The organism is Moorena sp. SIO4E2, assembly GCF_010671945.1.
In the GTDB taxonomy this organism is placed as follows: domain Bacteria; phylum Cyanobacteriota; class Cyanobacteriia; order Cyanobacteriales; family Coleofasciculaceae; genus Moorena; species Moorena producens.
The window spans coordinates 117,664-140,563 of record NZ_JAAHIE010000001.1 but is presented as its reverse complement, the minus strand read 5'-3'; the positions used below and the strand labels follow the sequence as shown (position 1 = coordinate 140,563).

General features: G+C 41.4%; 22 protein-coding genes. 3 read left to right on the top strand and 19 right to left on the bottom strand.

Annotated elements, in window-relative coordinates; translation table 11 throughout:
* Positions 1 to 707: 707 nt before the first annotated feature.
* From F6K37_RS00610 to F6K37_RS00555, 12 genes are all read right to left on the bottom strand, one after another.
* A complete protein-coding gene (locus F6K37_RS00610; protein ID WP_008179236.1) occupies positions 708 to 815 on the bottom strand; it encodes a four helix bundle protein in 108 nt (35 codons plus the stop codon).
* Positions 816 to 883: 68 nt separating this feature from the next.
* Entirely contained in the window at positions 884 to 2,044 is a 1,161-nt protein-coding gene (locus tag F6K37_RS00605) for a glycosyltransferase family 4 protein (RefSeq protein WP_502708840.1), read from the bottom strand.
* Between the two features lie 182 nt (positions 2,045 to 2,226).
* Positions 2,227 to 3,522: a glycosyltransferase family 4 protein gene (locus F6K37_RS00600; protein WP_008179240.1), complete on the bottom strand. Its 1,296-nt coding sequence runs from the start codon at positions 3,520 to 3,522 to the stop codon at positions 2,227 to 2,229.
* A 173-nt stretch (positions 3,523 to 3,695) separates the two neighbouring features.
* Positions 3,696 to 4,859, bottom strand: coding sequence for a glycosyltransferase family 4 protein (locus F6K37_RS00595; protein ID WP_287247496.1), 1,164 nt, complete (start codon positions 4,857 to 4,859; stop codon positions 3,696 to 3,698).
* A 168-nt stretch (positions 4,860 to 5,027) separates the two neighbouring features.
* A complete protein-coding gene (locus F6K37_RS00590) occupies positions 5,028 to 6,047 on the bottom strand; it encodes a glycosyltransferase family 2 protein (protein ID WP_287247494.1) in 1,020 nt (339 codons plus the stop codon).
* Positions 6,048 to 6,306: 259 nt separating this feature from the next.
* A complete protein-coding gene (locus F6K37_RS00585; RefSeq protein ID WP_287247492.1) occupies positions 6,307 to 7,542 on the bottom strand; it encodes an O-antigen ligase family protein in 1,236 nt (411 codons plus the stop codon).
* A gap of 262 nt (positions 7,543 to 7,804) precedes the next feature.
* The gene (locus F6K37_RS00580) at positions 7,805 to 9,055 is read right to left on the bottom strand and encodes a glycosyltransferase family 4 protein (protein WP_287247490.1); all 1,251 of its coding nucleotides are present in this window, start codon (positions 9,053 to 9,055) and stop codon (positions 7,805 to 7,807) included.
* Complete coding sequence (locus F6K37_RS00575) at positions 9,052 to 9,900, bottom strand: class I SAM-dependent methyltransferase (protein WP_008179250.1); 849 nt, start codon at positions 9,898 to 9,900, stop codon at positions 9,052 to 9,054. Before F6K37_RS00575 ends, F6K37_RS00580 begins: the two co-directional genes overlap by 4 nt.
* 317 nt (positions 9,901 to 10,217) lie before the next feature.
* The gene (locus tag F6K37_RS00570) at positions 10,218 to 11,132 is read right to left on the bottom strand and encodes a glycosyltransferase family 2 protein (RefSeq protein ID WP_287247488.1); all 915 of its coding nucleotides are present in this window, start codon (positions 11,130 to 11,132) and stop codon (positions 10,218 to 10,220) included.
* Between the two features lie 50 nt (positions 11,133 to 11,182).
* Positions 11,183 to 12,394 carry a glycosyltransferase gene (locus F6K37_RS00565; RefSeq protein ID WP_287247486.1) on the bottom strand — a complete coding sequence of 404 codons (1,212 nt, stop codon included), beginning with the start codon at positions 12,392 to 12,394 and terminating at the stop codon, positions 11,183 to 11,185.
* A gap of 92 nt (positions 12,395 to 12,486) precedes the next feature.
* Positions 12,487 to 12,648, bottom strand: coding sequence for a hypothetical protein (locus F6K37_RS00560; protein WP_287247484.1), 162 nt, complete (start codon positions 12,646 to 12,648; stop codon positions 12,487 to 12,489).
* A 133-nt stretch (positions 12,649 to 12,781) separates the two neighbouring features.
* On the bottom strand, positions 12,782 to 14,011 hold the full coding sequence (locus F6K37_RS00555) for a glycosyltransferase family 4 protein (protein WP_287247483.1): 1,230 nt from the start codon (positions 14,009 to 14,011) through the stop codon (positions 12,782 to 12,784).
* Between the two features lie 26 nt (positions 14,012 to 14,037).
* Here F6K37_RS00555 and F6K37_RS00550 point away from each other — a divergent pair, with 26 nt between their 5' ends.
* Complete coding sequence (locus F6K37_RS00550; RefSeq protein ID WP_008179257.1) at positions 14,038 to 14,211, top strand: hypothetical protein; 174 nt, start codon at positions 14,038 to 14,040, stop codon at positions 14,209 to 14,211.
* 133 nt (positions 14,212 to 14,344) lie between these two features.
* Here the strand turns inward: F6K37_RS00550 and F6K37_RS00545 are convergent, their stop codons facing one another.
* The 3 genes from F6K37_RS00545 to kdsA form a co-directional block, all read right to left on the bottom strand.
* Positions 14,345 to 15,616 carry a polysialyltransferase family glycosyltransferase gene (locus tag F6K37_RS00545; RefSeq protein WP_287247480.1) on the bottom strand — a complete coding sequence of 424 codons (1,272 nt, stop codon included), beginning with the start codon at positions 15,614 to 15,616 and terminating at the stop codon, positions 14,345 to 14,347.
* Positions 15,617 to 16,148: 532 nt separating this feature from the next.
* Entirely contained in the window at positions 16,149 to 16,655 is a 507-nt protein-coding gene (locus F6K37_RS00540; protein WP_071107476.1) for a KdsC family phosphatase, read from the bottom strand.
* Complete coding sequence (gene kdsA / locus F6K37_RS00535; RefSeq protein WP_008179263.1) at positions 16,652 to 17,494, bottom strand: 3-deoxy-8-phosphooctulonate synthase; 843 nt, start codon at positions 17,492 to 17,494, stop codon at positions 16,652 to 16,654. Before kdsA ends, F6K37_RS00540 begins: the two co-directional genes overlap by 4 nt.
* 467 nt (positions 17,495 to 17,961) lie before the next feature.
* Here kdsA and F6K37_RS00530 point away from each other — a divergent pair, with 467 nt between their 5' ends.
* Complete coding sequence (locus tag F6K37_RS00530) at positions 17,962 to 18,132, top strand: hypothetical protein (RefSeq protein WP_287247478.1); 171 nt, start codon at positions 17,962 to 17,964, stop codon at positions 18,130 to 18,132.
* On the opposite strand, the gene F6K37_RS00525 is transcribed toward F6K37_RS00530, so the two are convergent.
* The 3 genes from F6K37_RS00525 to F6K37_RS00515 form a co-directional block, all read right to left on the bottom strand.
* The gene (locus F6K37_RS00525; protein WP_287247476.1) at positions 18,105 to 19,178 is read right to left on the bottom strand and encodes a hypothetical protein; all 1,074 of its coding nucleotides are present in this window, start codon (positions 19,176 to 19,178) and stop codon (positions 18,105 to 18,107) included. The genes F6K37_RS00530 and F6K37_RS00525 overlap by 28 nt on opposite strands.
* Before the next feature lie 38 nt (positions 19,179 to 19,216).
* A complete protein-coding gene (locus F6K37_RS00520; RefSeq protein ID WP_008179266.1) occupies positions 19,217 to 20,638 on the bottom strand; it encodes an MBOAT family O-acyltransferase in 1,422 nt (473 codons plus the stop codon).
* A gap of 225 nt (positions 20,639 to 20,863) precedes the next feature.
* A complete protein-coding gene (locus F6K37_RS00515) occupies positions 20,864 to 21,880 on the bottom strand; it encodes a glycosyltransferase family 2 protein (RefSeq protein ID WP_071107472.1) in 1,017 nt (338 codons plus the stop codon).
* A 66-nt stretch (positions 21,881 to 21,946) separates the two neighbouring features.
* Between F6K37_RS00515 and F6K37_RS00510 the strand changes: the two genes are divergently transcribed.
* The gene (locus F6K37_RS00510) at positions 21,947 to 22,099 is read left to right on the top strand and encodes a hypothetical protein (protein WP_271969908.1); all 153 of its coding nucleotides are present in this window, start codon (positions 21,947 to 21,949) and stop codon (positions 22,097 to 22,099) included.
* Between the two features lie 89 nt (positions 22,100 to 22,188).
* On the opposite strand, the gene F6K37_RS00505 is transcribed toward F6K37_RS00510, so the two are convergent.
* Entirely contained in the window at positions 22,189 to 22,830 is a 642-nt protein-coding gene (locus F6K37_RS00505) for a TVP38/TMEM64 family protein (protein WP_071107471.1), read from the bottom strand.
* Between the last annotated feature and the right edge of the window lie 70 nt (positions 22,831 to 22,900).

The window sequence follows — 22,900 nt, the reverse complement described above, 5'->3', positions numbered from 1 at the left end:
ACTGTTCGCGCAGCACCTCAAGTAGCGCAATCGGTGCTTTTAGGTGCGACCCGTGGCGAATTTAATAATTAGATGCGGAAAGCGCACCTTTGAATAAAAGAGGTAAGCAAAAGTTTAATCTGAGTTATAGCACTACGCATTAAGGTTAGGACATTTATAAAAGCAGCAAAAGCTATTATAATCAGCTATTGCTAGCATGCTAGCATGCTAGCATGCCTGGCGCGTAGCGCTATACCTCTGCTGCGATGGGATTCATAGTCTTTGGCTAAGAGTTAAGTTAAGATCTTCAGCCGTAAGCATTCAGCCGTCAGGGGTCAGCGGTCAGCTTAAAATAAAGCTCGTTCCCGTAGCGTGCCCATGGCCCAAACGATATAATTTAATAGTTCGAGATTAATGATAATTGAAAGTCACCAGAAAAGTCCATTGCGCATTGCGCATCGGCGCACGCTACTTGAGGTGCTTTGTGGCACAGGCTTCGACCCTGGGACTTTGCTCAAATTAAACTAATGCTTACCTCTTTTATTCTTAACGCTTTCCTCCTCAACCGTACCCATAGCGCATAAGCACCTCAAGTCGCGTGCGTGGCACAGGCTTCGACCCTGGGAGGTAGCGCATTAGCTGATAGCACCTCAAGTAGCACCATCTGTAGCGCATAAGCACCTCAAGTAGGGTGCGTGGCAAAGGCTTCGACCCTGGGAGGTAGCGCATTAGCTGATAGCTGAATGCTTACCTTCTGCCAGTAACAGGTGATATTCAAGTTCACTGGCTGAACCCATAGCAATTTGAAGAAAACGGGCTAGTTCGGCTTCTGACAAACGTAAGCATTAAGCTGACTGCTGACTGCTGACTGCTGAATGCTTACCTAATACTTAAAGCCTCAAGCCTAATACCTAGTGCCTAAGTTAATACTAATCCCTGACAAAGGTAAGGAAACTTTCCCATAAGCATCCAAAAGTTTAGGGGCTTGATGACGCCACTCCAGCATCTCTTCCATCCTGCGTCTACCTTCTGCTCCCATTTTTTCTCTGAGTTCAGGAGAATTGAGCAGTTCCAGAATTTTCTCAGCAAACTCCAGCTCGTCATTAGGCGTAGCATAAACAGATGCATTCTCTGCAGAGCGTCTTCCCTCTCGGAGGTCAAACTGAACAATAGGTTTGCCTAAGGCCATGTACTCCAAGATTTTATTCATAGTACAGTTTTCGTTGTAAGCCGATGTGGGAGACGGTTCCACGCATACATCGCAACTGGAAAGCCGCTCTAAAAGTGCTTCCCCGGTCTGAAATCCTGTGAATTCTACAAAATCAGTCAGGTCAAGCTCTTTAGATAAAGCCTTGAGGGTTTCAGCAGCAGGGCCACTGCCAATGAGCATGAAGTGAATATCTTGGCGCTTCTTTTCCTGCACGATGTAACGTACTGCCCTCAGAAGATAGTCAATGCCCTCTGGTTCCCCCATCACTCCCATATAACCTACCAGATATTGACGACCTCTGCGGTAACTCGGGTTTGAGGGCATAATCCGAAACCGTGCCAGATCAGGTCCACTGCGCACTACAAATACTTGCTCTGGTTTCTTCCCCCCTCGGGTAAGGGCGACCTTGCGATGGGATTCGTTGGTTGAAATCACCATGTCTGCTGTAGCATAAGTTAAGCGCTCAGCCCAGCGTAGACCATGATAGAAGATATCTTTTCGTCCATACTTGGCGATGTACATCTCCGGAGCCAGATCGTGGTGATCGAAGATTACTTTTACGCCCCGAAACAATTTAAACCATCCCGCCACTAGGAAGATTAAATCTGGGGGATTGCAAATGTGGATAATGTCAAAACCCTGCTCTCGCCATACTTGGCAAGCTAAGCGAAATTGCCAATTTATAGCCCAGCTGTACTCTCGAATATAGCCAGTAACGGAGCTTTCTTCCGGTGGTAGGGGATGGCGATAAATATGAATCCCTTCAATGACTTCATAATCTTTGTAAAACCCATTCCCTTTGGGAGAAATTGTAGTAACTTGATAGCCAGCTTTCTGTAAGCTAGTGGCTTCCATCCATACCCTTCGGTCAAAGGGTACAGGTAGATTTTCGACGATTATTAATACTTTAGAAAATGAAGTCATTAAAATTTAGTTCCTTAATCAAATCAGTAAAACTAATCATTAAATATACTTTTAATGATAGATGCCGAAGTGATGTAAAATATAATTGTATTGTTAATAACTTAAAAAGTTGATCAACTTTTATCATCTAGGGGTGCTTCCTTCAAGGTTTTCTCAACAAGTACCGAAGAGCTATATATTTGTTCCACAACATTCTTAAATTCAAATTTAGTTGGTTGCGCCCATGCCCTTTCACTCAACTGCTGTCGCAATTCTGAGTTTTCTGCTAGTTCTACTAAGGCATCACTAAGCCTCTGAATCATAGCTTCTTCCGTCAACCCATCCGTTTTTATCACCCGTCCACAGGTTTCATCCACTATCACTCCTGGTCCTCCTAAATCGAGGCAAACTACAGGTAAGCCATAGGACAAAGCTTCTATGACAACTGTACCGGAAGTTTCATGGAGACTTGGGAATAAAAAAACATTATGGTGTAGATAGGCTGAAATCAATTCTTTCTGATCTATCCAAGATATCCAGTCTACAGCATTCTGGATTCCCAACTGCTCGGTGAGTCCTTGCAGCCACTTTTCTTCTGGACCTCTGCCAAGGGCTGTTAAACGGGCATTCGGGATCTTATCGAGCAGCTGCGCAAAGGCTTTTAGCCCTAGATGTAAACCTTTCCAAAACAACAACCGTCCTACAAACAGAACCCGGAAAGTTTCTGTTTCGGTTGACTTTCGTTGAATTCCCTCAGGGATAGTAGTCATCCTACAGGGAGGCACATTAAAAATAACTTCAGATTTATGGCGATAAAATTTTGGAATAAGCGACCGTGTTTGCTCGGAGTCAAGATAGATTTTTGATGCCTTAGTAAAGGTCAAGTGCATCAGGGGATTAAACTGAATCCAGCTATTGGCTAGGTCACGACCAAAATCAAGGATTTTGCCCATCAAGGGGTAGCTTTTCCTGAAACGCCAAGGTGTTCTTAGTCCACCAGCTAGTGGACCCAAAATGAAAGGGAGTCCTAGAAAACCCATGAAGCTATAACGTCGCACACAGCTATTTGTGACATGATGCACACAATCAAATGCCACTTGCTGGGTCAATAATTTGGCAGTCTGATACGCACCCCACTGCCAGTGGAACAAAAGAATTTCAACGGTGATACGCATAGCAATAATCCCAAATTTATTTCCTTTAAATATCCACCTATTAAAGGAAAAAACTGGTAAATTATGGTAATAAAAATTCAAATTATTGAGGGAGTTTTTAGAGATGAATTGCTCAATACTGGGCTGATTGTTGGCTTCAGTAATCACCCAGACTTCATGCCCCATCTGTGAGAGTTGAAGAACCCACGACCAACCAAGTTCATCCTCAGAACCTTTTTCAGGATTGCAATTGAAAGCAGATATCAGTATTTTCATCTTAAATATTTTCCGAAAATGGTAATTAATTTTCTGAGCTGTACCCAGATCGGTTAGATATCTAGAGCAGTTGTTGTTATCAACATCTGAGCCAGGTAAGTTTTAGACAGAAGAAGCCTGAAGTCATCAAACTACATACCTATAAATATATATTAATGTATATATTTATGTTTTTATTTTAAGACTGAACGATAGACCTCGCTCATAGAAGTCCAATAATTTTTGACATCTAGGGGAACAACACTCGTTCTTGCTTTAGCTCCTAAGGAAATTCTCAAAGACTTATTTTCAATCAGAGACTTCAAGGTATCTGATAGCTGTTCAATATCCCCTGGATTTATGATTAGTCCATTCTCTGCGTGAGTAACTACCTCGGGTATCCCCCCTACTGGTGTGGTGATCACAGGTAAGCCCCAACCCATTGCTTCCAGCAATGCCATCGGCAGACCTTCGTTGTAAGACGGCAAGACAAATATGTTAGCTTTTGCTAAAAGAGCATCCCGTTGCCCTGAGTCTATCCCGCCAGGGACTTTGATATAGTCTCCTAAATCCAGACTCTCAACTAATTGACAGGCTTGTTCTACTTCTCCATCCCCTGCTAATATTAATTTTGAGCAGGTTTTATGTTCAGGAGGGAGGGAGGCAAATGCCCGGATCAGATCAAATACTCCTTTGCGTTGACCGATTTGTCCCAAAAAAACCAACATTATCTGGTTGCAGCTTGTGCGCTCTGGAATTTTCGAGGGGAACTCTACTGGGTTAGGAAGGATTACAACCTGTTCTGCTTTTAGTCCGAAACTAGACTGGTAAAAGTTTTTCCAGCTCTGTGATAGAACAATCAAGTAAGCAGATTGTCGAAACAGCGAGCTAATTATTCGTTTAGCCCATTGAGGCAGCCCAGTGTAAAACAACTTATACTCGCTACCATGGGCGTGCAAAACTACAGGGACATCAAACGCTAGTGCAACGAGCATCAAAATCATTTTCCGGAGCGTGCTACCCCTTTGACAAAAATGCACGTGAATAAGATCAGCTTTTTTTCTTGATAACTTCCACAGCAACTTCCCTAGAGCTTTCCCAAAAGCTAAGATCTTACGAGTAATTGATCCGTTTTCCCCATCAGTACAGGTAGTAGGAATGTGCTGAATTTGAACGTGAGAGGGTGCATTACGAAGAATAAGCTTCTGCACTGATGCGATACCACCCTTGATCTGAAGGTTGTCACCTAACATTAATACCTGCCATGCCACGACAGAAACAGGATTTTGTGTTTTAAGTTCTAAATTTTTGTCTTTAATTTTGTCTTGAATTATGTGTAAAGACGGATAGTTAATCATAATTTTTCATAATTTTAATACTTTCAGGACTGCTGCAGTAAATCTACTTGTATGGTTACACGCCGTGCGCCCCTACTACATATAGAGTTTAAAGTCCAGTTTTGGGTAAATCCTGACTTTAAGGCCCTCACCAAGGCTATAGGGTTAAATAGGTAGTTAAATAGGTAATCAAATCCACTTTGTCCACCTGAGTGCCCAAACTTTTTCAACACCATAAAATGGGGCTAATAGTAGTGTGAGTGCAACCCATACTGGTCCGACTATGTATAACCAAATACCGCCACGATGACGTTTGATAAAACCCTCCAAGGGATAACGTAGTCGTCTATGCCAATAGGTTAGAGGGATCCATTCTTTGGTGTAAGTTTTGTAGATCTGCTCTAATTCATAAGTGGCTTTTACACCAGCAATGCTGGTTTTATTGTCACCACTTACTGGAGCAATGCTTAGCACCTCGTCGATAACGCGCCAGCGCACACCACGGGAGTAGAAATAATTAAATAGCTCAATATCCATGGTGTACTCATAACTTTCATTTAAAGGTTGAGGTCGATCAAGCAGCTTGCGCCGATAAAAGCAGCTAGGTTGGTGAATTGGAGAAGCAACAGCGATTAAGTCAATTTGTTTGAGTGTAGGAGCTTTGATGTAGATCTGGTTTTCTGCATCCTTGATCATAGGTCGTGCTCCTAATCCTAAGGGCAAGACTCGCCCAAACAGGCTCATCCAAAAATTAGCTCCCTTGAGTGGTTGACCTAAATTTTCAGTCCTATATTCAATTTGGCTGCGACCAACTAGGACATCAATATCAGGTGACTCGGCAAAGTATTTGCCCACTGTGTGCAAGGCATCTGGTGCTAGGAGGTCGTCACTGCACAGCCAATTAACGATATCACCATTACACTTAGCAAAACCTTTATTAATGGCATTAGATTGACCACTGTCCTTCTCACTAACCCACCAGGTAATGTATGGTTCAAACTGCTTAATTACCTCCACACTGTTGTCAGTGGAGCCGCCATCCACTACAATGATTTCCAGCTTGGGATAGTTCTGATCGATTAAGCTTTGTAAGGTTGCACCGATAGTTGCTCCGCTATTATAGTTAGGAACAACTATCGAAATGGTCGGAAGTTTGGCTAAGTGAGGGGCTTCTTGTTCACAAATGGTACTTTGCTCTGAATTTTTCATGGCTTACTATCCCGTTTAATTTAATGAAATAAATTAATAAAATAAATTTTTAATTATCAGGATAAGTTTAATGATATAGCATTTTAAATTATCTCATTAAACTTAATACTTAGTAAGTATATAGCGTTTCTCGTACTTATGAGGTACAGTCAATTTTATTTCCCCTACTCCCTACTCCCTGCTCCCTACTCCCTGCTCTCTGCTCCCTGTTCCCTTTACCCATCAAGTCTAGTTTCACATCTCAACTAAAAATGCTAGATCAGACTTGGGCAGCTTTCATTAAGTGGCGATTTTTGACAATTCGACTCTGGTAAACACCTGCGGAAAGAGCGGTTGATACGTATACAGTCCACAATATGTCCTCGACAAGAATTGATGGTTCTAGGCTAAAGTTAGCAATACTGAAAAATATTAGGTAGAGAAACATCCATAAAAATTCTATTTTTTCCCTTAAGCTTAGTAATTTAATTATCCTAAATAATGCCGTCAATAAACTAACCACAAAAAGTAAAACACCTAAAAATCCAAGTTGCAGAGCTAACTCAAGATAACCACTATGAGAATGACCATGTCCTCCATGGGCAAGCCATGTAGAGTTGATTACAGAGTAACCGGCGTCGGAAGACCAGAATCCCTCAAAACCGTAACCTAACCAAGGTCGTTCTAAAATTCTCTCAAATAACAAAGTCCAAATAGGTAAACGCCCGTTAAATTCAAGATCTTTGCCTAGAGTATCAACTACTATGAATTCCAGGTTCCATAAAATTAATATAGATGCAACAAAAGCCAGTAGAGCTGAGACCATGTAAAGAAAAGTTTGTAACTTATAGTGCTGTTTTACAAACTTGTGAAGGGGCAGGAGGGTAATCATAACTAAAAAGATTACCAACGCTGATTTTCCTTGAGAAAGCAGGAGCATCAAAACAGACAAGCTAAATCCAGCCCACCCTACCCAGCGATATTTCCGGTGGTTGAGGGCGGTCAATAAAGACATTATGGCATTTAGGGACATCAGACGAGCCAAATGATTTTTATGCCTAAGGATACCCTGAGCGGGAGCTCCCCCGAAGCCATTACCTAGAGTGACCAATAAGCTTAGAATCGCCACTATGCCTAGCACCCATGCCAGAAGACGCATTTGCTCCTTAGGGTTATAGCGAGCTGCTAAGTATCCTCCGAGGGCAGTTGCACGTACCACAGCTCTAAGTAATGCTGGAATACCGGGAACGGCAGACCATGCAATCGACCACACAGCAGTCCCCACTAAGCATAGTAAAGGTATATCCTTTGTAAAAACATATGCAACTCTTTTCCATCGCCAAATAAGTAAAAAAAACAAGATTAGATAGCTAGCAAGTTTTAAAAGCGTAAGTAGAGAGCCTGGTATGTCAAGAAACATGCCAGAAAATAAGCAGATGCCAATCATAAAAGGTTCTAACTTTAGCAAAAAAAAAGTTATTAATTGATTAGGCGATAACCTTTTTAAATTCACCATAAACTATCTATTAATACGACTTTTATAGCCCTAGTTATCTCAGAAATAATATCTCTCATATTAGTTATATAGCGTTGCTCGCAGTTATGAGGTACAGTCTTCTTTGACACTGATTCCCTGTCTTGATGCAATAGCGAGTGGGGGGAACCCCCAAGACCGCGCTGCATCGCTTAAAACCCTCTTTACTATTGCTAGCATGCCTATTGCCTATTGCCTTAAAGGGATAAGTAATGTCCCTCACTCGTCCTGAGAACTGCTATAATTATACCCCCGATAAAATTTCATTAAAAAGAGATAAGTAGCGTCTTGCTTGAATTTCTAAGGTAAATTCTTTTTCTACCTTCTCGCGGGCGCGGTAGGATAGTTTTTGATGTCGCTCTGTGTTCTCCAGCACCCAAGCAATTCCTTGAGCCAGAGCCTCAATTTTGTAAGGTTGGGCTAAATAGCCGTTTTTCTGGTGCTCAATCAGATCGGGCATCCCGCCAATGTTGAAGGCGACGCAAGGAGTTCCACAGGCGATCGCTTCCATCACTGTGTTTGGCAAGTTATCTTGAAGGGAAGGGGCAACAAATACATCTGCTGCTGCATAGACTAGTGCTAGGGAGAGATCATCGCTCAATGTACCTAAGTAGTGAGTCTTAAAACCAAACTCAGGTGGATTGTCTGGCTGAGAGTCACCAAAAATAACCAACTCTAGTTGATCTCGCCACCCGGATTGGCTCAGCTCTTGCAGCGCTGGTTGTAACAATTCAAACCCTTTTCGTTTGTCACTAGTGGCATTTACTGCTCCAAACAGAATAAGTTGCTTATCCTGGGGCAAACTAAGTAATTCTCGCGCTACCTGCTGATGGATGGGTCTGTATTTTTGAGTATCAATCCCATTGGGAATTAGCTCAATGCGCAGATCCTGGAAAAGGGAACTGGCACTGGCACATTTGGCTAACCATGAGCTAAGGGCGACAACCGTCAGGTCAAGATTTCTCCAAGCCTTGGCTTTGCGCTGCCATACCCAACGGGATAAATCCCAGTCTTTGCTGCTGTGAAGTTGAGGACAAGCACCACAGGAGGCTGTATAGCGATCGCAATCGTGATTGTAGTGACATCCCCCTGTGAATGGCCACATATCATGAAGAGTCCAAACAATCGGTCGCTTTAGTTTCGCAATGGTTTCAATTTGCACATAGCCAGCACAAATCCAATGGAGATTAATAATATCGGGCTGAAGTCGGGCAACTTTGGGGACAACTGCATCGGGAAGCCACTGGGTAGTAAACGTGGTATCTTCCCGTTGAGGGTAAAGCTTTTGAGGTAAAGCGCCAAACGTCCATCTCATCCTGGCTAGGCCCTCTTTCAACTTGATTGTCGGTCCAATTACTGTTTGATCATGACTAAATTTTTCCTGCACTAGGATTTGGGAATCTAAATTAATGCTTTGCAAGCCCTGATGTAATCGATAGGCAGCACGAGCAGCTCCACCAGATATATCGAAACTACTAACAATTAGAGTCTTCATGGTTTAATACCTTCCATGAATAGTGAATCAGGTTTACGCACTTTGCCATCAACCATATCTAGACCGTAGCTATTAAAATCTTGAATACGGCTTGAATCAGCACTACAAACGCGCACCTCCACAAATCCTGAGCGCTCAAGCAGTCGTCGTAAAGAAAAGCGGTCATACATCCAATAATGAATTTCACCTGAATTCCGAAACAACCCTACTTCAAATGCCCGTCGTGCTTCATTGCCTGCGATCAGAGTCACTAGATATTTGGCAATACTATTTCTGAGATTAAAGCTTCTAAAGGTTTTGTAAAACCAATAGGCATCCTTAGATGCTAGTCGCTCTATCAATGATTGTTTTTCAGAGTTTTTATCCAAAAATAGATCGGCATTGCTACCGATACGAGATACTATAAACTCTTTATTAGTAAGATTAGAGTCAGCTAGATAACTAGCCATTTCACCACCTTTAACGTGGCGAACTGTCTGGTCATAAAGTTCTAACATTATCCAGTCATAGTTAGCCTCTGCTTCCGTAAGACCAGACTCAACCTGTTCTAGAGTAGAGATATAATTTCTAGCTATTGATTCTAGATCAGGGACAACTGCCCTAATTATTCCCCGTGGCTTAAGAACACGCCAACACTCAGCCATAAGTTGATCAGCTTCATGCTGCTTGAGGTGTTCTATTACATGAGAACTATAGCAAGCATCAAAATAAGCATCAGGGTAGGGCAAATTTTTCCTGATATCATGATTATCAATATGGGATGATTGTGGTGCTAAATCAACGTTCGTCCACGCAGGATGATTAGAATATGTAGAGCCACAACCTATATTTATTAGTTTGAACATATACTTACCATAAAAATCACATCACTCAAGATAACTATTGGTTCATAAGACCTCTTGGCAAAGGATTGTTTGGATACGACTTTATCAAAAAAATCTGAATATTAGTTGGTGTTATCATAAATCATCAACCCCAATGATGATTTATTTGTCAATGCTATAAATAAAAAATGATATCATGCTTTTCAACAGGATTTTTTATTTGTCATACCAAGTTATAGTTTAATATTAACTAATAAATTATTTTCAAAAAATATAATGAATTAACTTTTTTTGAAAATAATTGTTAATTCAACTTTATTTTAATGCTGTCAGCGACATCAAGTTTTGCCTAGGTTATAAAACTTTTTTAATATTTTTTGTATTTTTTTAATTTTCGAGCGTTTAATAAAATTTTCGTAATAGTTTTTATCATAATCTCGATCTACCGCTGTAAAATTGTTATATTGGATCGGAAAGTTAAGACTTAGTGTTTTAAGTTTTGCTAGTTCGTTATCCGTTGATAAGGTATGAGTTGCATCTTCACCAAAACCAATATTTGAAATCAGGTTTACAGCAGGAACAACTGATAATCCAGACTGGGCAAGTATTGCAAAAGTCCATCGGTAATCCCAAGCATCATACTTACCGTTTAGTGTATATTCAATAGATTTTTTAAGTGCTTTGTAATGCTCTTTATTTGCCAAGACATCCCTGATCCGATTTTTGATCTCAGGATTTGACCAAAGACTCATATTAATATCATAATAGTTCCATGCCCTTCGCCAAGAAGCCCAACCCCAAGTTGCAGTATAATATGAGAAATGATAACTCTGAATATCAGAGTTCCATTGACCTAGAAAGTTACTACCACTAATGAGCATGATTCGCTCATCATCTCGATATCTCTCTAAGAGATTTTCACAAAATGGAAAAAAATCGGGATGTGGAAGACAATCATCTTCAAGAATAATTGCTTCTTCAACGGTGTTAAAAACCCAGTCTATGCCACTTGACACTCTCTGACAGCAGCCCATGTTTACATCAGAGTAGTTTTCCAAAACCTCACAATCCCAATCGACGCGCTCAATAATTGCACGAGCTGCAGCACACTTTTCTGCTTCACCTGGTCGATCGGCACGAGGTCCATCAGCAATGACTAAAAGTTTGGGAGGTTTGGCTTGGCGAATTACCTCAAATACTCTCTCAGTAGTATCTGGTCGTTTGAAGATTATGAACGCAACTGGAGTTTTCATCTCGATCTATAGAATTAATCTAGAAATTATTAGTTTTCAATAGCGACCTGTTAAATACTATTTAAAATAGTCTGAAGTTTCTCTATGAGCTGATCAGTAGAGTGAAGACGTCTATAACCCTGAAAATCCGGTTGCACTTCTTGGTTATATTTTTCCAGTTGACTACAGAGGCGACCGATAGCATAAATACATTGCAGCACATCCCCCTCATTGATACTTAAACCCAATTTAAATTTGCGAACTCTCTCTGCCATACAAAAGTTGCTGCTCACAATCACAGGTTTTTCAAAGACTGCTGCTTTAGTCAGGATATTGCTACTGTGGGGGAAGTTATTATAGGCAGCAAATAAGATATCGCAATTACTAACTAAAGCGTTAAATTTTGCTTCATCAGGAATACGCTCAAAATAAAAAAAGCAGTTAGGTAACTTTAAGTTAAGAATAGTCTGGAGTCTGGCTTGCTCCTGGGAAGTGTAGGTCTGCTTGGATAACTGACCAGCGAAGACAAAAAAATAGTCTTCTTTCACCATCTGCTGAGCAACTTCTAAAAGTGTCAGAACTCCTTTGCGCTTGGATTGTACCCCTAGTAATCCAATGATTTTTTTGCCATCGGCTTGGGCTTGAATTTGTTTCACGATTGACCAATTAAAGTCTGGGGCTGACTCGTCGGCAAAATCGGGAAAAGTAATTACATTTTTACCATTGATTTTGCTTTGTAATTTGTTAGCAATCCCTTCGTCGAGAACAGCAATAGCTGGGCAATGAGAAGACTTTAAAACAGCATGAGGTTTTAGAGGACCTCTATTGATAGACCAAAACTTTTGTTTAAGCCTCAAATGACGAGGGTGAAAATAGAGACCAGACCAACGGTAAGGGAAAATCCTGTCTACTACATGGTGTAGCAGGTAAGGTGCTAAGCAACTATCAACCCAGGGAAAAAACACTAGATCGGGTACTTTACCAATCTTCGATGAAGCATGCTGAATGCTAACTTTGGCGTAGCACCAACGTTTTACTGCATTCAGGGCTGCGCGAATTCCATTGATCGGAAATGAGCTAGGCTCTGGTGTTTGACATTCAAAAACCTGGAATTGCTCTTGATACTTAGAGCAGTTAAAGGCAACCCATTCACTCAATTCTGATGGTTCTGGGCAGAAGGCTATCACTTGATGACCAAGCTCAAGCAAAGTTTTGGTGAAAACCTTGAGGTATATTGGACGGTGCCCATTCCAATTTTCCTCAATTAGAGCAATGGTTTTCAAGGTTATAACCTCTTAAAATAGTTACATCTCACGACCAGCTAACAATACATACTGATATAAATACTGGCTACCAGAATTTTCCTTTTCCAGATTTATTGATATGCTCTCTCTAATACTAATTTCAAAAAATCTTGCTCACATTTAATCACCCACCACATGAAATTGATATAGCAAAGGGAGTAGGGAGTAGGGAGTAGGGAGTAGGGAGTAGGGAGTAGGGAGCGGTGCGACCCGTGGCGAATTAAATTCGCCACGGGTCGCACCTCTGCATCGCTCCTAAACTCCGAAACGTAAGTCTAAGCTGACTTCTGACTTCTGACTTCTGACTTCTGACGCTAAGCGTAGCGCTATATGAGATGCACCCCTGTTGACGGATGCGATCGCATTCTAGTTTTGTAAGACCTGATGATATAGGTCGATATATCGCTGGGCTTGCAGCTCTATTGAGTATTCTTCCAAGGCAATAGCACGACACTGTTGTGCCATGGTTTCCCGTAGATGTTTGTCTTCCAGTAGCTGCACAATGCCATTACAGAAATCTTGAGTATCCTCTGGTTGAGCTAAATAACCAGTAATACCAGGACGTACTAAATCGGGAACGCCGCCGATTTTGAAAGACACCATGGGTGTACCACAAGCCATACTCTCTTGCAGCACCAAGGGAAGATTGTCCGCACGGGTGGGGAAAAGAAACAAATCAGCAGCAGAATAGGCAATGGCTTTAAAGCGATCATTGCTGGCATAACCAAGATTCAATGCTGGTATGCCAACAGTCTCAGCAATTGTTTCGCCACCACTACCAAACGTTAGCACTACACTTTCAGCCTTGAGGGACTGGGGTAGACTTTGCAACGCTTTCAATAGCAAATCGCCGCCCTTGCGGTTCTCTGCTAAGTTTGTTGCTGCAAACATCAGAACTTTTTTGGACGTGGGAATGCCGAGTAGAGATTTGCACTGTTTGGATTCGAGAGGCTGATAGACTTCAGTATTAATACCATATGGAATATGGTGAATCCCAAAGCGGTTGAGCATACTTTGCTTAGCTTGCTCACCAAGCCAGCGACTGGGAGTGACAATTGTTAAGTTTGAGTGACTATAAGCCCAGTTTTTTAGCTTCCACTCTATATGAGTGTTATCTTTTGGAATAGCTGGGTAAGTATCTAGATCGGGACACTTGCCACAACCACTTTTCCAGCGATCGCAGTCATAGCTATAGGCACAATGTCCCGTAAAGCTCCACATATCATGGAAGGTAAACACAGCAGGTTTACGTTTAGTTAATGAAGGGATTGCTAGATAGTTAAAGTATCCACTACTGGCACCATGAAGGACATGAAAATTGAGGACATCGGCGTTTTTGTAAAAGCTGTGCTTAGGAATATTAAACGTGCCCAGTTTATTAATATAGTAGAGTCCTAGTTGTTGGGTAATCGGGTCAGTTAGTTTATCTAGAATCGGTAAACGGGGAGCAGAATCTACGCGATCACTACTAGTTTTGAGCCTCCAGACTAACAAGCGTGAGTCTGCGCCTTGACCCAGCAAACCTTGATGGAGTCGGTAGCCTGCGATCGCGGCTCCTCCAGAAATATCAGACTGATTGATATGTAGGACTTTCATGGTGCTCGGTGAGGTACTTTTGATAAATGCTAGAAGCTAATGTGCATTTAAATTGGTTATTTCCCGTTCTCTGTTCCCTGTTCCCCGTTACCTTTGAGGAATTTAGGTATCCCAATCTAAATGCTGAACAGCTTAAGTGGAATAGCGAACAAAGCGATAAATCTGCAGCCGAGATTAAGATAATCGACGTTGCTGAATAATAGAATGATTTTAAGAGTAGGTGCGCGCCTCCTAGGCCGCGAGGGATTGCTCGCGGCCTTGGGTCGCACCTGTAGAATGGGCATCTTGCCCGTTCGATATCTTGCCCTTGCGGGCAGGATGCCCACTCTACTCCTATCCATTACTTAATTCAGCAACGCCAGATAATCCATTGGTAATGATTGCAGGTACTTCAACTTTGTTGATTGCTGCTCTTAACTCCCCCTCGTGTTCCAACCTACCAGCTGCATAATTTTCATAGAAAAGCTTGGTAGTAATCTGGTCGCCAAAGCCAACAATACTTGGAACATTAAACAGTAGCTTTAGGGACAGACAAGCTGTACTGACGGCAAACACCCTGGGTTGATTATTTCGGCTTGAATCTAGGGGGAGGAAAGCTTCGGAAAAAAATACCTCAAATGGCAGAAAAAAGAGGTCTGGTTCTGATAAAACTATTATTTTATCAAACAAGTCAGATAGGGCATACTCCAACTTCTGGAGTTTGACATTGTCATCTCTAGGATGGGGTTTTAGCACCAGTACTGTGTTTGGCTCTATACCTTCACAGATCAGGAATTCACGGTAAGCAGCGATTTCATTCTCCAGAGACATTCTACCCGCCTCAGACAAATTTGAAGTGAGTAAGATTGAGACGGGAGACTCAGCAATGTTCTTGCGAAACTGGAGAATGTATTCTGGGTTTACCAAACCCCTCAGCTTTTGAAAAGTTTCGAGAAGCCACACCTTATTTAAGGTGACAGTTTTCATGGGAGGTGATTCCCCAAAAACGTCAGGCAATACAAAATAACCGATATCAAATTTTAGTCTAGGTTTTAGGGACGTTTTTATTTTTAATATCGTCTTAACTTTATTTAATAAAGATTTATATTTGGCTTGTATATAGTTAATTAAATTAGGCTTATTTTCTTGAGTTTCTGGAAACAAAGCTTTTGAATTTACTGAAAAATAAAAGCCAATACTATCACCGTAACAAATTTTTTGTGCCGATTTGTAAATATTAATAAGTAGCTTATTTCCAAACATCCAATTCCGGCACAGGTAAATTTCATCAGCCCTGTTAGTGCCAACCATTTCATGGACCATACGGAAAATTTTTGATGGGCTGGAATAGTCTAATCGACTCTCAATATCACTGAGCTGCTCAGGGGTGATGTACACAATTTTATGCCACTCACCCACTAACTCTGCTATAGTTTTGATAAAGGCGGCAAATTCATCAATTTGCCCTGGGGGAGAATAGAGATGATAAATAACAAGGTAGTCTTCGTATTTAATATTAAGGTCTTTTTGCTCTTTTTCTCTGTAACTAAGGACTGATAAGGCAGTCACTAGTTGAATGCTGCCTTGACAGGTAATGATGCGTTTAACAAGTTTAGGATTAGTCATTTTGTTTATGGGAATATTCAGCGTTGCTCCTGGTTAACAGACAAAAGTCTTAACCCTCCCAAGCTGAAGGCTTGCAAAGTCATAGCCAATCCGCTTTGATAACCCCCCTTTAGCCCAGACGAGAACGAAGTCGCGCGTCCACAAACTTTCGTCCGCACCTCAAGGACTAAACTATAAAGGGGGTTTTTAACGCCGATTTGGTATTATCCGAGACTTCTACTTGAGAAGCATTGCCTACTAACCCTTTCAGAAGTTATTTTTTGAATCGGGATAGTATTCTATACTTCCAGTGGGCATAAACTGAGCTTTTGGTTCAGCTGTAGAGTTTAAGTTCTAAGCTGCAGGGGCGTAAGCATTCAGCTATCAGCTATCAGGTATCAGCTCTCAGCTCTCAGCTCTCAGCTCTCAGCTTTTAAATAAAACAAGTAAGCATTGGTTTAATCTCTGTTACGTCAGCCATTCGCGAATGGCTGACCGCTGACCGCTGACCGCTGACTGCTGATAGCTTGTAGCTTATAGCTAAATGCTTACCTTAAACCTGTACTTTCATCAAGAGCTCACATATTTCTCGAACCCCTCCTTGCCCACCTGCTAATCTGGTAACATACACAGCACAGTCTCGGTTTTCTGGCATCGCATCAGCAACAGTTAAGGGACATCCTACAGCTTCCAGAACTGGTAAATCAATGATATCATCACCAACATAGGCGACTTGGGCAAGAGATAAACTCAACTGTTCACAGAGTTCTTTGAGGACAGCTAACTTATCTTCAACCGCAAAAAAACTGTACTTGATTCCTAGCTTTTGGACTCGATGTCGGGTTGCCCTACAACTGCTATTGGTAATAACAGCTACCTCAATTCCAGTCTGTTGCAGTAGCTTGATTCCCATGCCATCCTTGACATTAAACTTTCTGAGTTCTTCACCGCTTTCTGTGTAGTAAAGTCCGCCATCGGTCATGACACCATCCACATCTAGGGCTAGCAGTTTGACCTGGGATAAACGTGCTTGTAATTCAGCTTCAGGGATTTTGTTCATGGCAAATTTACCCCAGTTGTAGTGTCCAAACCCGCACGAACATTCAGAATTCCCTTTAGCACATTTTCCAGTTCGGCCAAGGGTACCATATTCGGACCATCACTAGGGGCGATGTCAGGATTTTCATGAATTTCCATGAACAGAGCATCAATCCCAACCGCAGCCGCAGCTCTGGCCAAATAGGGAACAAAGTGTCGCTGTCCACCAGACTTATCTCCCTTTCCTCCTGGCATCTGGACGCTATGAGTGGCATCAAAAACCACAGGATAACCTAACTCGCGCATCTGAGGGAGGGAGCGAAAGTCTACCACTAGGGTATTGTAACCAAAACTAGTACCCCGCTCAGTGAGTAAAATATTCTTGGCTCCCCCAGCTTCCAGTTTGCTGACCACATGCTTCATATCCCAAGGGGCAAGAAACTGACCTTTTTTGACGTTAATTGCCTTACCTGTAGCAGCCGCAGCGATTAGTAAGTCAGTTTGGCGACACAGAAAAGCTGGGATTTGCAGGACATCGACTACTTCAGCAACAGTTGCAGCTTGGTGACTTCCGTGGATATCGGTAAGCACTGGCACACCCACCTTCTGTTTGACCTTCTGGAGAATTTCTAGACCTCTGTCTAGAGTTTGTCCCCGAAAGGAGTTTATTGAAGTTCGATTGGCTTTGTCAAAGGAAGACTTGAAGATCAAAGGAATATTCAAGCGATCGCATACTTTGCGGATCTCCTCTGCCATTTTTAAGGTAAAGTCTTCCGATTCAATGACACAGGGACCACCAATCAGGGTGAGTGGGCAGCGATCGCCAATAGAGAGGGTATCAGTGATTTGGGTATTATTCATGAGTTTTACGACTGTTGGTTTCTTAAGACAGAAGCTTGGAGGTTTCTATTATCAATAATTTATCTCATGTCCAGTAACAGTTGTAGGGGATTATCGGGGTAATTAAAACTTAGATACTTCTTGTACTATAAGTTTTACAAGATGTATTTTGTGTTTTTATGGTGATTGTCCGCATACAGATATTAAAATTTTTTAGCACTACTATAATAATCTTTTATATTTTCATGATTCACGAAATTAATCCACTGGTTACTCTCATCTCCAATTAAAAAAATGTCCGATTTAGGATTAGTTTTTTTAGCTTGAGCTAAACTATAGAGTAAGTGAAGATAATTTCCCCGGTGAAGAGTGATGATAGGTATAGACACAAATGTATCCTCCAAGATAAAAATGTTATATTATCTGAATAATTACACTATAATTACAATTTTTTTATAGACTAGTTTGGGAGTTATGACCAAAAAATCATGTCGATAGCGATCGGCATTCTCTATTGCCTATTGCCTATTGCCTATTGCCTATTGCCTATTGCCTATTGCCTATTGCCTATTGCCTCTTGCCTCTTGCCTGCCCGTAGCGCTATAAATTTAATTGTGTCCGACTACTTAAATTACTCAACAACGTTTATCTTATCATGATTACTTGTTGTGGTTTGCGACTGTAAGGACAGAATTTCTGACACAAGTTCATTAGTGTAGACCTTGGCAGCAGAGTAAACCAGATGATCGGAATTTTCCATCTGCTCCTTGGGAAAGGTCATTGGCTCTCGGAAAATGTAGTGTACTCGTTCACTCTTGGCAGCATAGGCACCGAGAGTTTCTTGAAGTTGATTAAAATAGGCTTGAAAATCCTCATGCTCATAAAGACCTTCATACATTGGGCTGTTGGCTAAGTAAACATTAAAACCATACTCTTCCGCCAGTGCCACTATTCGTTCCAAAGCTTGACGGTTGTAGGGCGAAAGATTAAATTGATTGTTTCTGGCAAAATTGATATGCGACTCCTTCTGTGCTTCTACATAACTAGGGTTGGGTTTTTCCCAAACCATGAACCCATCTTCTTCTATATTGTAGCTTCTGACTTCCTTGAACGTATCCAGAGGAAACCTGAACCATAACGAAAGACTCTTGTTTTCAGAATAGAGGGGAAAATATCGCTCGATAAATAAAATACCCGGACCCCGTAAACGAATCTTTAGTGGTGGTTCAAGCTCCTGCCAGTATCCCCAACTCAAAGGAACTCTCGCTAGTAACGGAAAGTTAATTCCGCGATGCCAAACATCGTAGACATGCACGATCAGAACATTTTTTGGAGCTCCAGATTGCTGTATATATTTTTCTAGCATCCAGGCATCGTTGAGGCTCAACATGTTGCCGATAGTGCAGAGATTGATTGAGGTAACATCGAGTCTCTCGTTGAGAATACTTGGAACTACCCCCTGGTTACAACTGGAATCTCCTAGGATGAGCCAGTCAACAGGTTGCTTCAAGCCCAGTAACATTTCCCATTTTTCCTTGACCAACCAATAGCCTCGATTAGGTCGATGGTCATTCAGATACCATTTAGCTGCAAAATTGCACAAAATAACAAGTATCAAAGTTCCCAATAGAGATAGCAAGACTCCTCGACGGTTGGCTGACCCAATAATTTCTTCTGGTAGCTGTTGATTGGCGCGTTGTGCCATGTTTTTCCTTAACTCTTTACTCTCGTCATTAATCAAAATCAGAATTGGAAATAGATGAATTCTCCAGATGTGCGAACACCGAAAACACAAATCCAGATAATCAAGAAACTGTAGACCGGAACCCGACACCAATAGTTTAGCTTTGTTAGGATAAGCAGGTCACGGGTCACATACTGATAGATCTGAACCATGACCAATGGCAAGCAGAAAAACACTAAGTCATATCCCAAGAGTAAACTCTGATCTGATCTACCCACCCCCACTCTGGTAAGCATGTAATAGATTTGATCGGCTGAACTGGAACGGAAGATTACCCAGCCAATGTTAGTCAGGATAAACATCAACAACATTTTGCCCAAGATCCTTAGATAGGAATACTTACCGCTCCAAGGATCTTGATGTTCTGGATTCTTATCAAAGATGCGGTAGATGATCAGAATCAGCCCGTGAAATGCACCCCAGATCACAAAGTTCCAGGCAGCTCCATGCCAAAGACCGCCCAGAAGCATTGTTAAAAATAAGTTACGGTAGGTGTTTAAACTCCCCTGGCGGTTACCACCTAAGGGAATATAAAGATAATCTCGTAACCAAGTAGATAGAGAAATATGCCATCGTAACCAAAAATCACTGGGATTGAGAGCAAAATAGGGTAGCTTGAAATTCACCATCAACTCAAAGCCCATCAGCTTGGAAATTCCTCGCGCAATGTCAGAGTAACCAGAGAAATCTCCGTAGATTTGCACGGTAAAAGCCAGAATACCGATCAGGACATCCAACCCCTGATATTGGGTGTAGTTATTGAATATTGGATTGGCGATAGTCGCCATATTATCAGCAATTACTACCTTTTTAAAATACCCCCAAATAATTAGTAATATCCCAGCATTAATTTGTTCTATATTGAGATTACGTGGTAATATGATTTGGGGTATTAGCGTAGTTGCTCGTTCGATCGGGCCTGCCACCAACTGGGGAAAAAAGGAAACAAAAAGTGCAAAATCCAGGAAATTACTAATCGGCTTCAACTTTCCTCGGTAGATGTCGATGGTGTAACTCATCGTTTGGAAAGTGTAGAAAGAAATCCCTACAGGCAGCAGGATAGTTAAGGTAACCCAGTCAACCTGGAGTCCAACAAGTTTAAGCAAACTGCTGAAACTTTCTGCGAAAAAGTTAAAATATTTGAAGAAACCCAGTAGGGAAAGATTAAAAATTAAAGAGATACACAGGAGTAGTTTTCGTTTTCGCTCTTCTTTGATGTCTTGGAGCTGTTTTCCTACTGTAAAATCAACAACCGTGGAGAGAGCTAGCAGTGAGAGAAACCGCCAATCCCACCATCCGTAGAACACATAGCTAGCAATCAGCAGCAGAATGTTCTGGGCTTTATAGTTCCTATTTAAAAACAGGTAAAGCGTGTAGACAATGATGAAGAAAAGGACAAAAATAAATGAGTTAAATAACATCTTGGAGTTTCCTAAATTTGTTCATGGTTCTCTCATTCTGATCGGTACTCCAGCTTGTATGGTGGGCAAAAAAAGTTGGCTTCTTTTGAGTAGTCTAGATTAGATGATTTTGCCCACTCTACTTTAATTGATAGTTTTAATTGATATTTTTTTTACAGGCAAGTCCCTTTGTTCACGGTTCTCTCATTCGGAGCGGTACTCCAGGTTTAACTGAACTCCACTGATTTAGGCAGTGGTATTGGTCTTGGATTGAGGGAGTCTATATAACCTCAGTGCAAATCGTTGGATCTTGTTCCTTAGCCAAAGTAATTTTATCCTGACTAGGGATAGGAATCCGCCTCTGCTGATAAAGTGGATGTAAATAGACAAAAACCTGGAAAGCTTATTCAAGACAAGAAGCTCAGATTTATCAATAATAGATTCGTAGATGTTAAATTCTTGTTCATTCGGTTTCGGAATTGTCCTAAATTCGATATGGGCCTGTTCATATAGGTTACTTGGATAGCTCATCTTTTCTGCTAAGAATCCTAATAAGTGATCTACAGCCTGTTTATATTTATCTAAGTATTCCGGCGTTCTTTTTTGCTTCTGTCCATAGTGATTGTTGTTACCATGGGCTCTATACCTTACCAGAGGTTTGGCTAGATAAAATTTTCTAGCTCCTACTATTGAAGCTCCGAAAACTAAGCAGTCATCTGCACGAATGCGCCAATCTTCTTGCTGGGGAAGCGGTAGGAACTTCTCGAGTACATGTCTACGCATCGAAACTGTCGAAGTTCGATGACCTACCCATGCTTTTTTATAGAGAGTGGCGATTCTGGAATAGCCCAAATCTCGTGTATTGTTGTAGCAACTGGCGATTCGTTCTTCATTCCCAAATACCTCAGCGCTACAAAACAGAAAATCACACTCTGGGTGCTCTTGGTAAAATTTTACTACTTCTGCAATGTAATTTTCTTTATAAAGGTCATCGGCATCAAGAAAACAGATAATATCTCCACAAGAAGCAATAAATCCCGCATTAAAACTTGAAAGCTGCCCCTCATTTTTATCTTTCAATACCAGCTTGACTTTTTCGTTAGCTGCAAAATTTTTATGTAATATCTGGGCAGATTTATCTGTTGATTTATCATCGACAACAATAATCTCATCTACGGGAAATGATTGTTGGAGCACACTATCGATAGCATCACTAACATAATGCTGATAGTTATAGTTGTTAATTAAAACCGATAGTTTCATATTTTTTTAAATGTATAAAAAAATTATTGTTAAATAATCTGACATAATATAGCGTTTATCATAGCTATGAGGTACACATTATTTTTTACCTATTGCCTATTGCCTATTGCCTATTGCCTATTGCCTATTGCCTATTGCCTATTGCCTATTGCCTATTGCCTATTGCCTATTGCCTATTGCCTATTGCCTATTGCCTATTACCTGCTCCCTGCTCCCTAAAACCCAGAGATTTGTACCTGATGAGTATGATAGTTGCTATATACAGGTACCATCAATTAAAGCTAGAGCTGTCAACCAAATTTTTAAGATTAGGTTCGGTGACTTCGGTACCAGGTAGCTCCCATGACTAAAACTCCTGTCAACCCTAATGCTGCAATCAGTGGCAGTATGTCTCCTGTTCTCAGTGCCTTTAAACCAGAGCTACCTATTAACACAAAAGGGAAAACACCCGGAATGATGCCTAGAACCGTACCCAGAAAATAGTCCTTGAAGCTAACTGAGGTGAGACCAGCAGCAAAATTGACTAAACCATAGGGAATGATTGGCAGTAGTCGAATCGCAAATATGTATAACACCCCTCCGCGACGCACTTCAGTGTCCATCGCCCGCCAACTTTTAGCTAGCTTCTCAACCACTAGCTTACGCCCGACAGTGCGGGTATAAGCGAAGGATACCACTGCGGCAATTACCGCAGCAACACTAGTCCAGAGTGTACCTAACCACGGACCAAAGATGGCTCCTCCAGTTAAATTAAGTGCTGTTGAAGGGAGTATTAACACAGTCGCTACAACATAAAAGATGATATAGATCACTGGTGCCCAGATCCCAGCCTGTCTCAGCCAAGACTGAAGTTGCTCTGGCTCAATGCCTCCAAGTAAATGCATCACTAAAGCAGTTGCAAAGAGACAAACAAATGTGAGCAAGACAACAAACCGCTTATAGTTGAGCATCAAATAACGCTCCTACTTATCCAATCAGTCATTACATTTATCTCCGGTAAAAAGTTATTTTTATCTACTG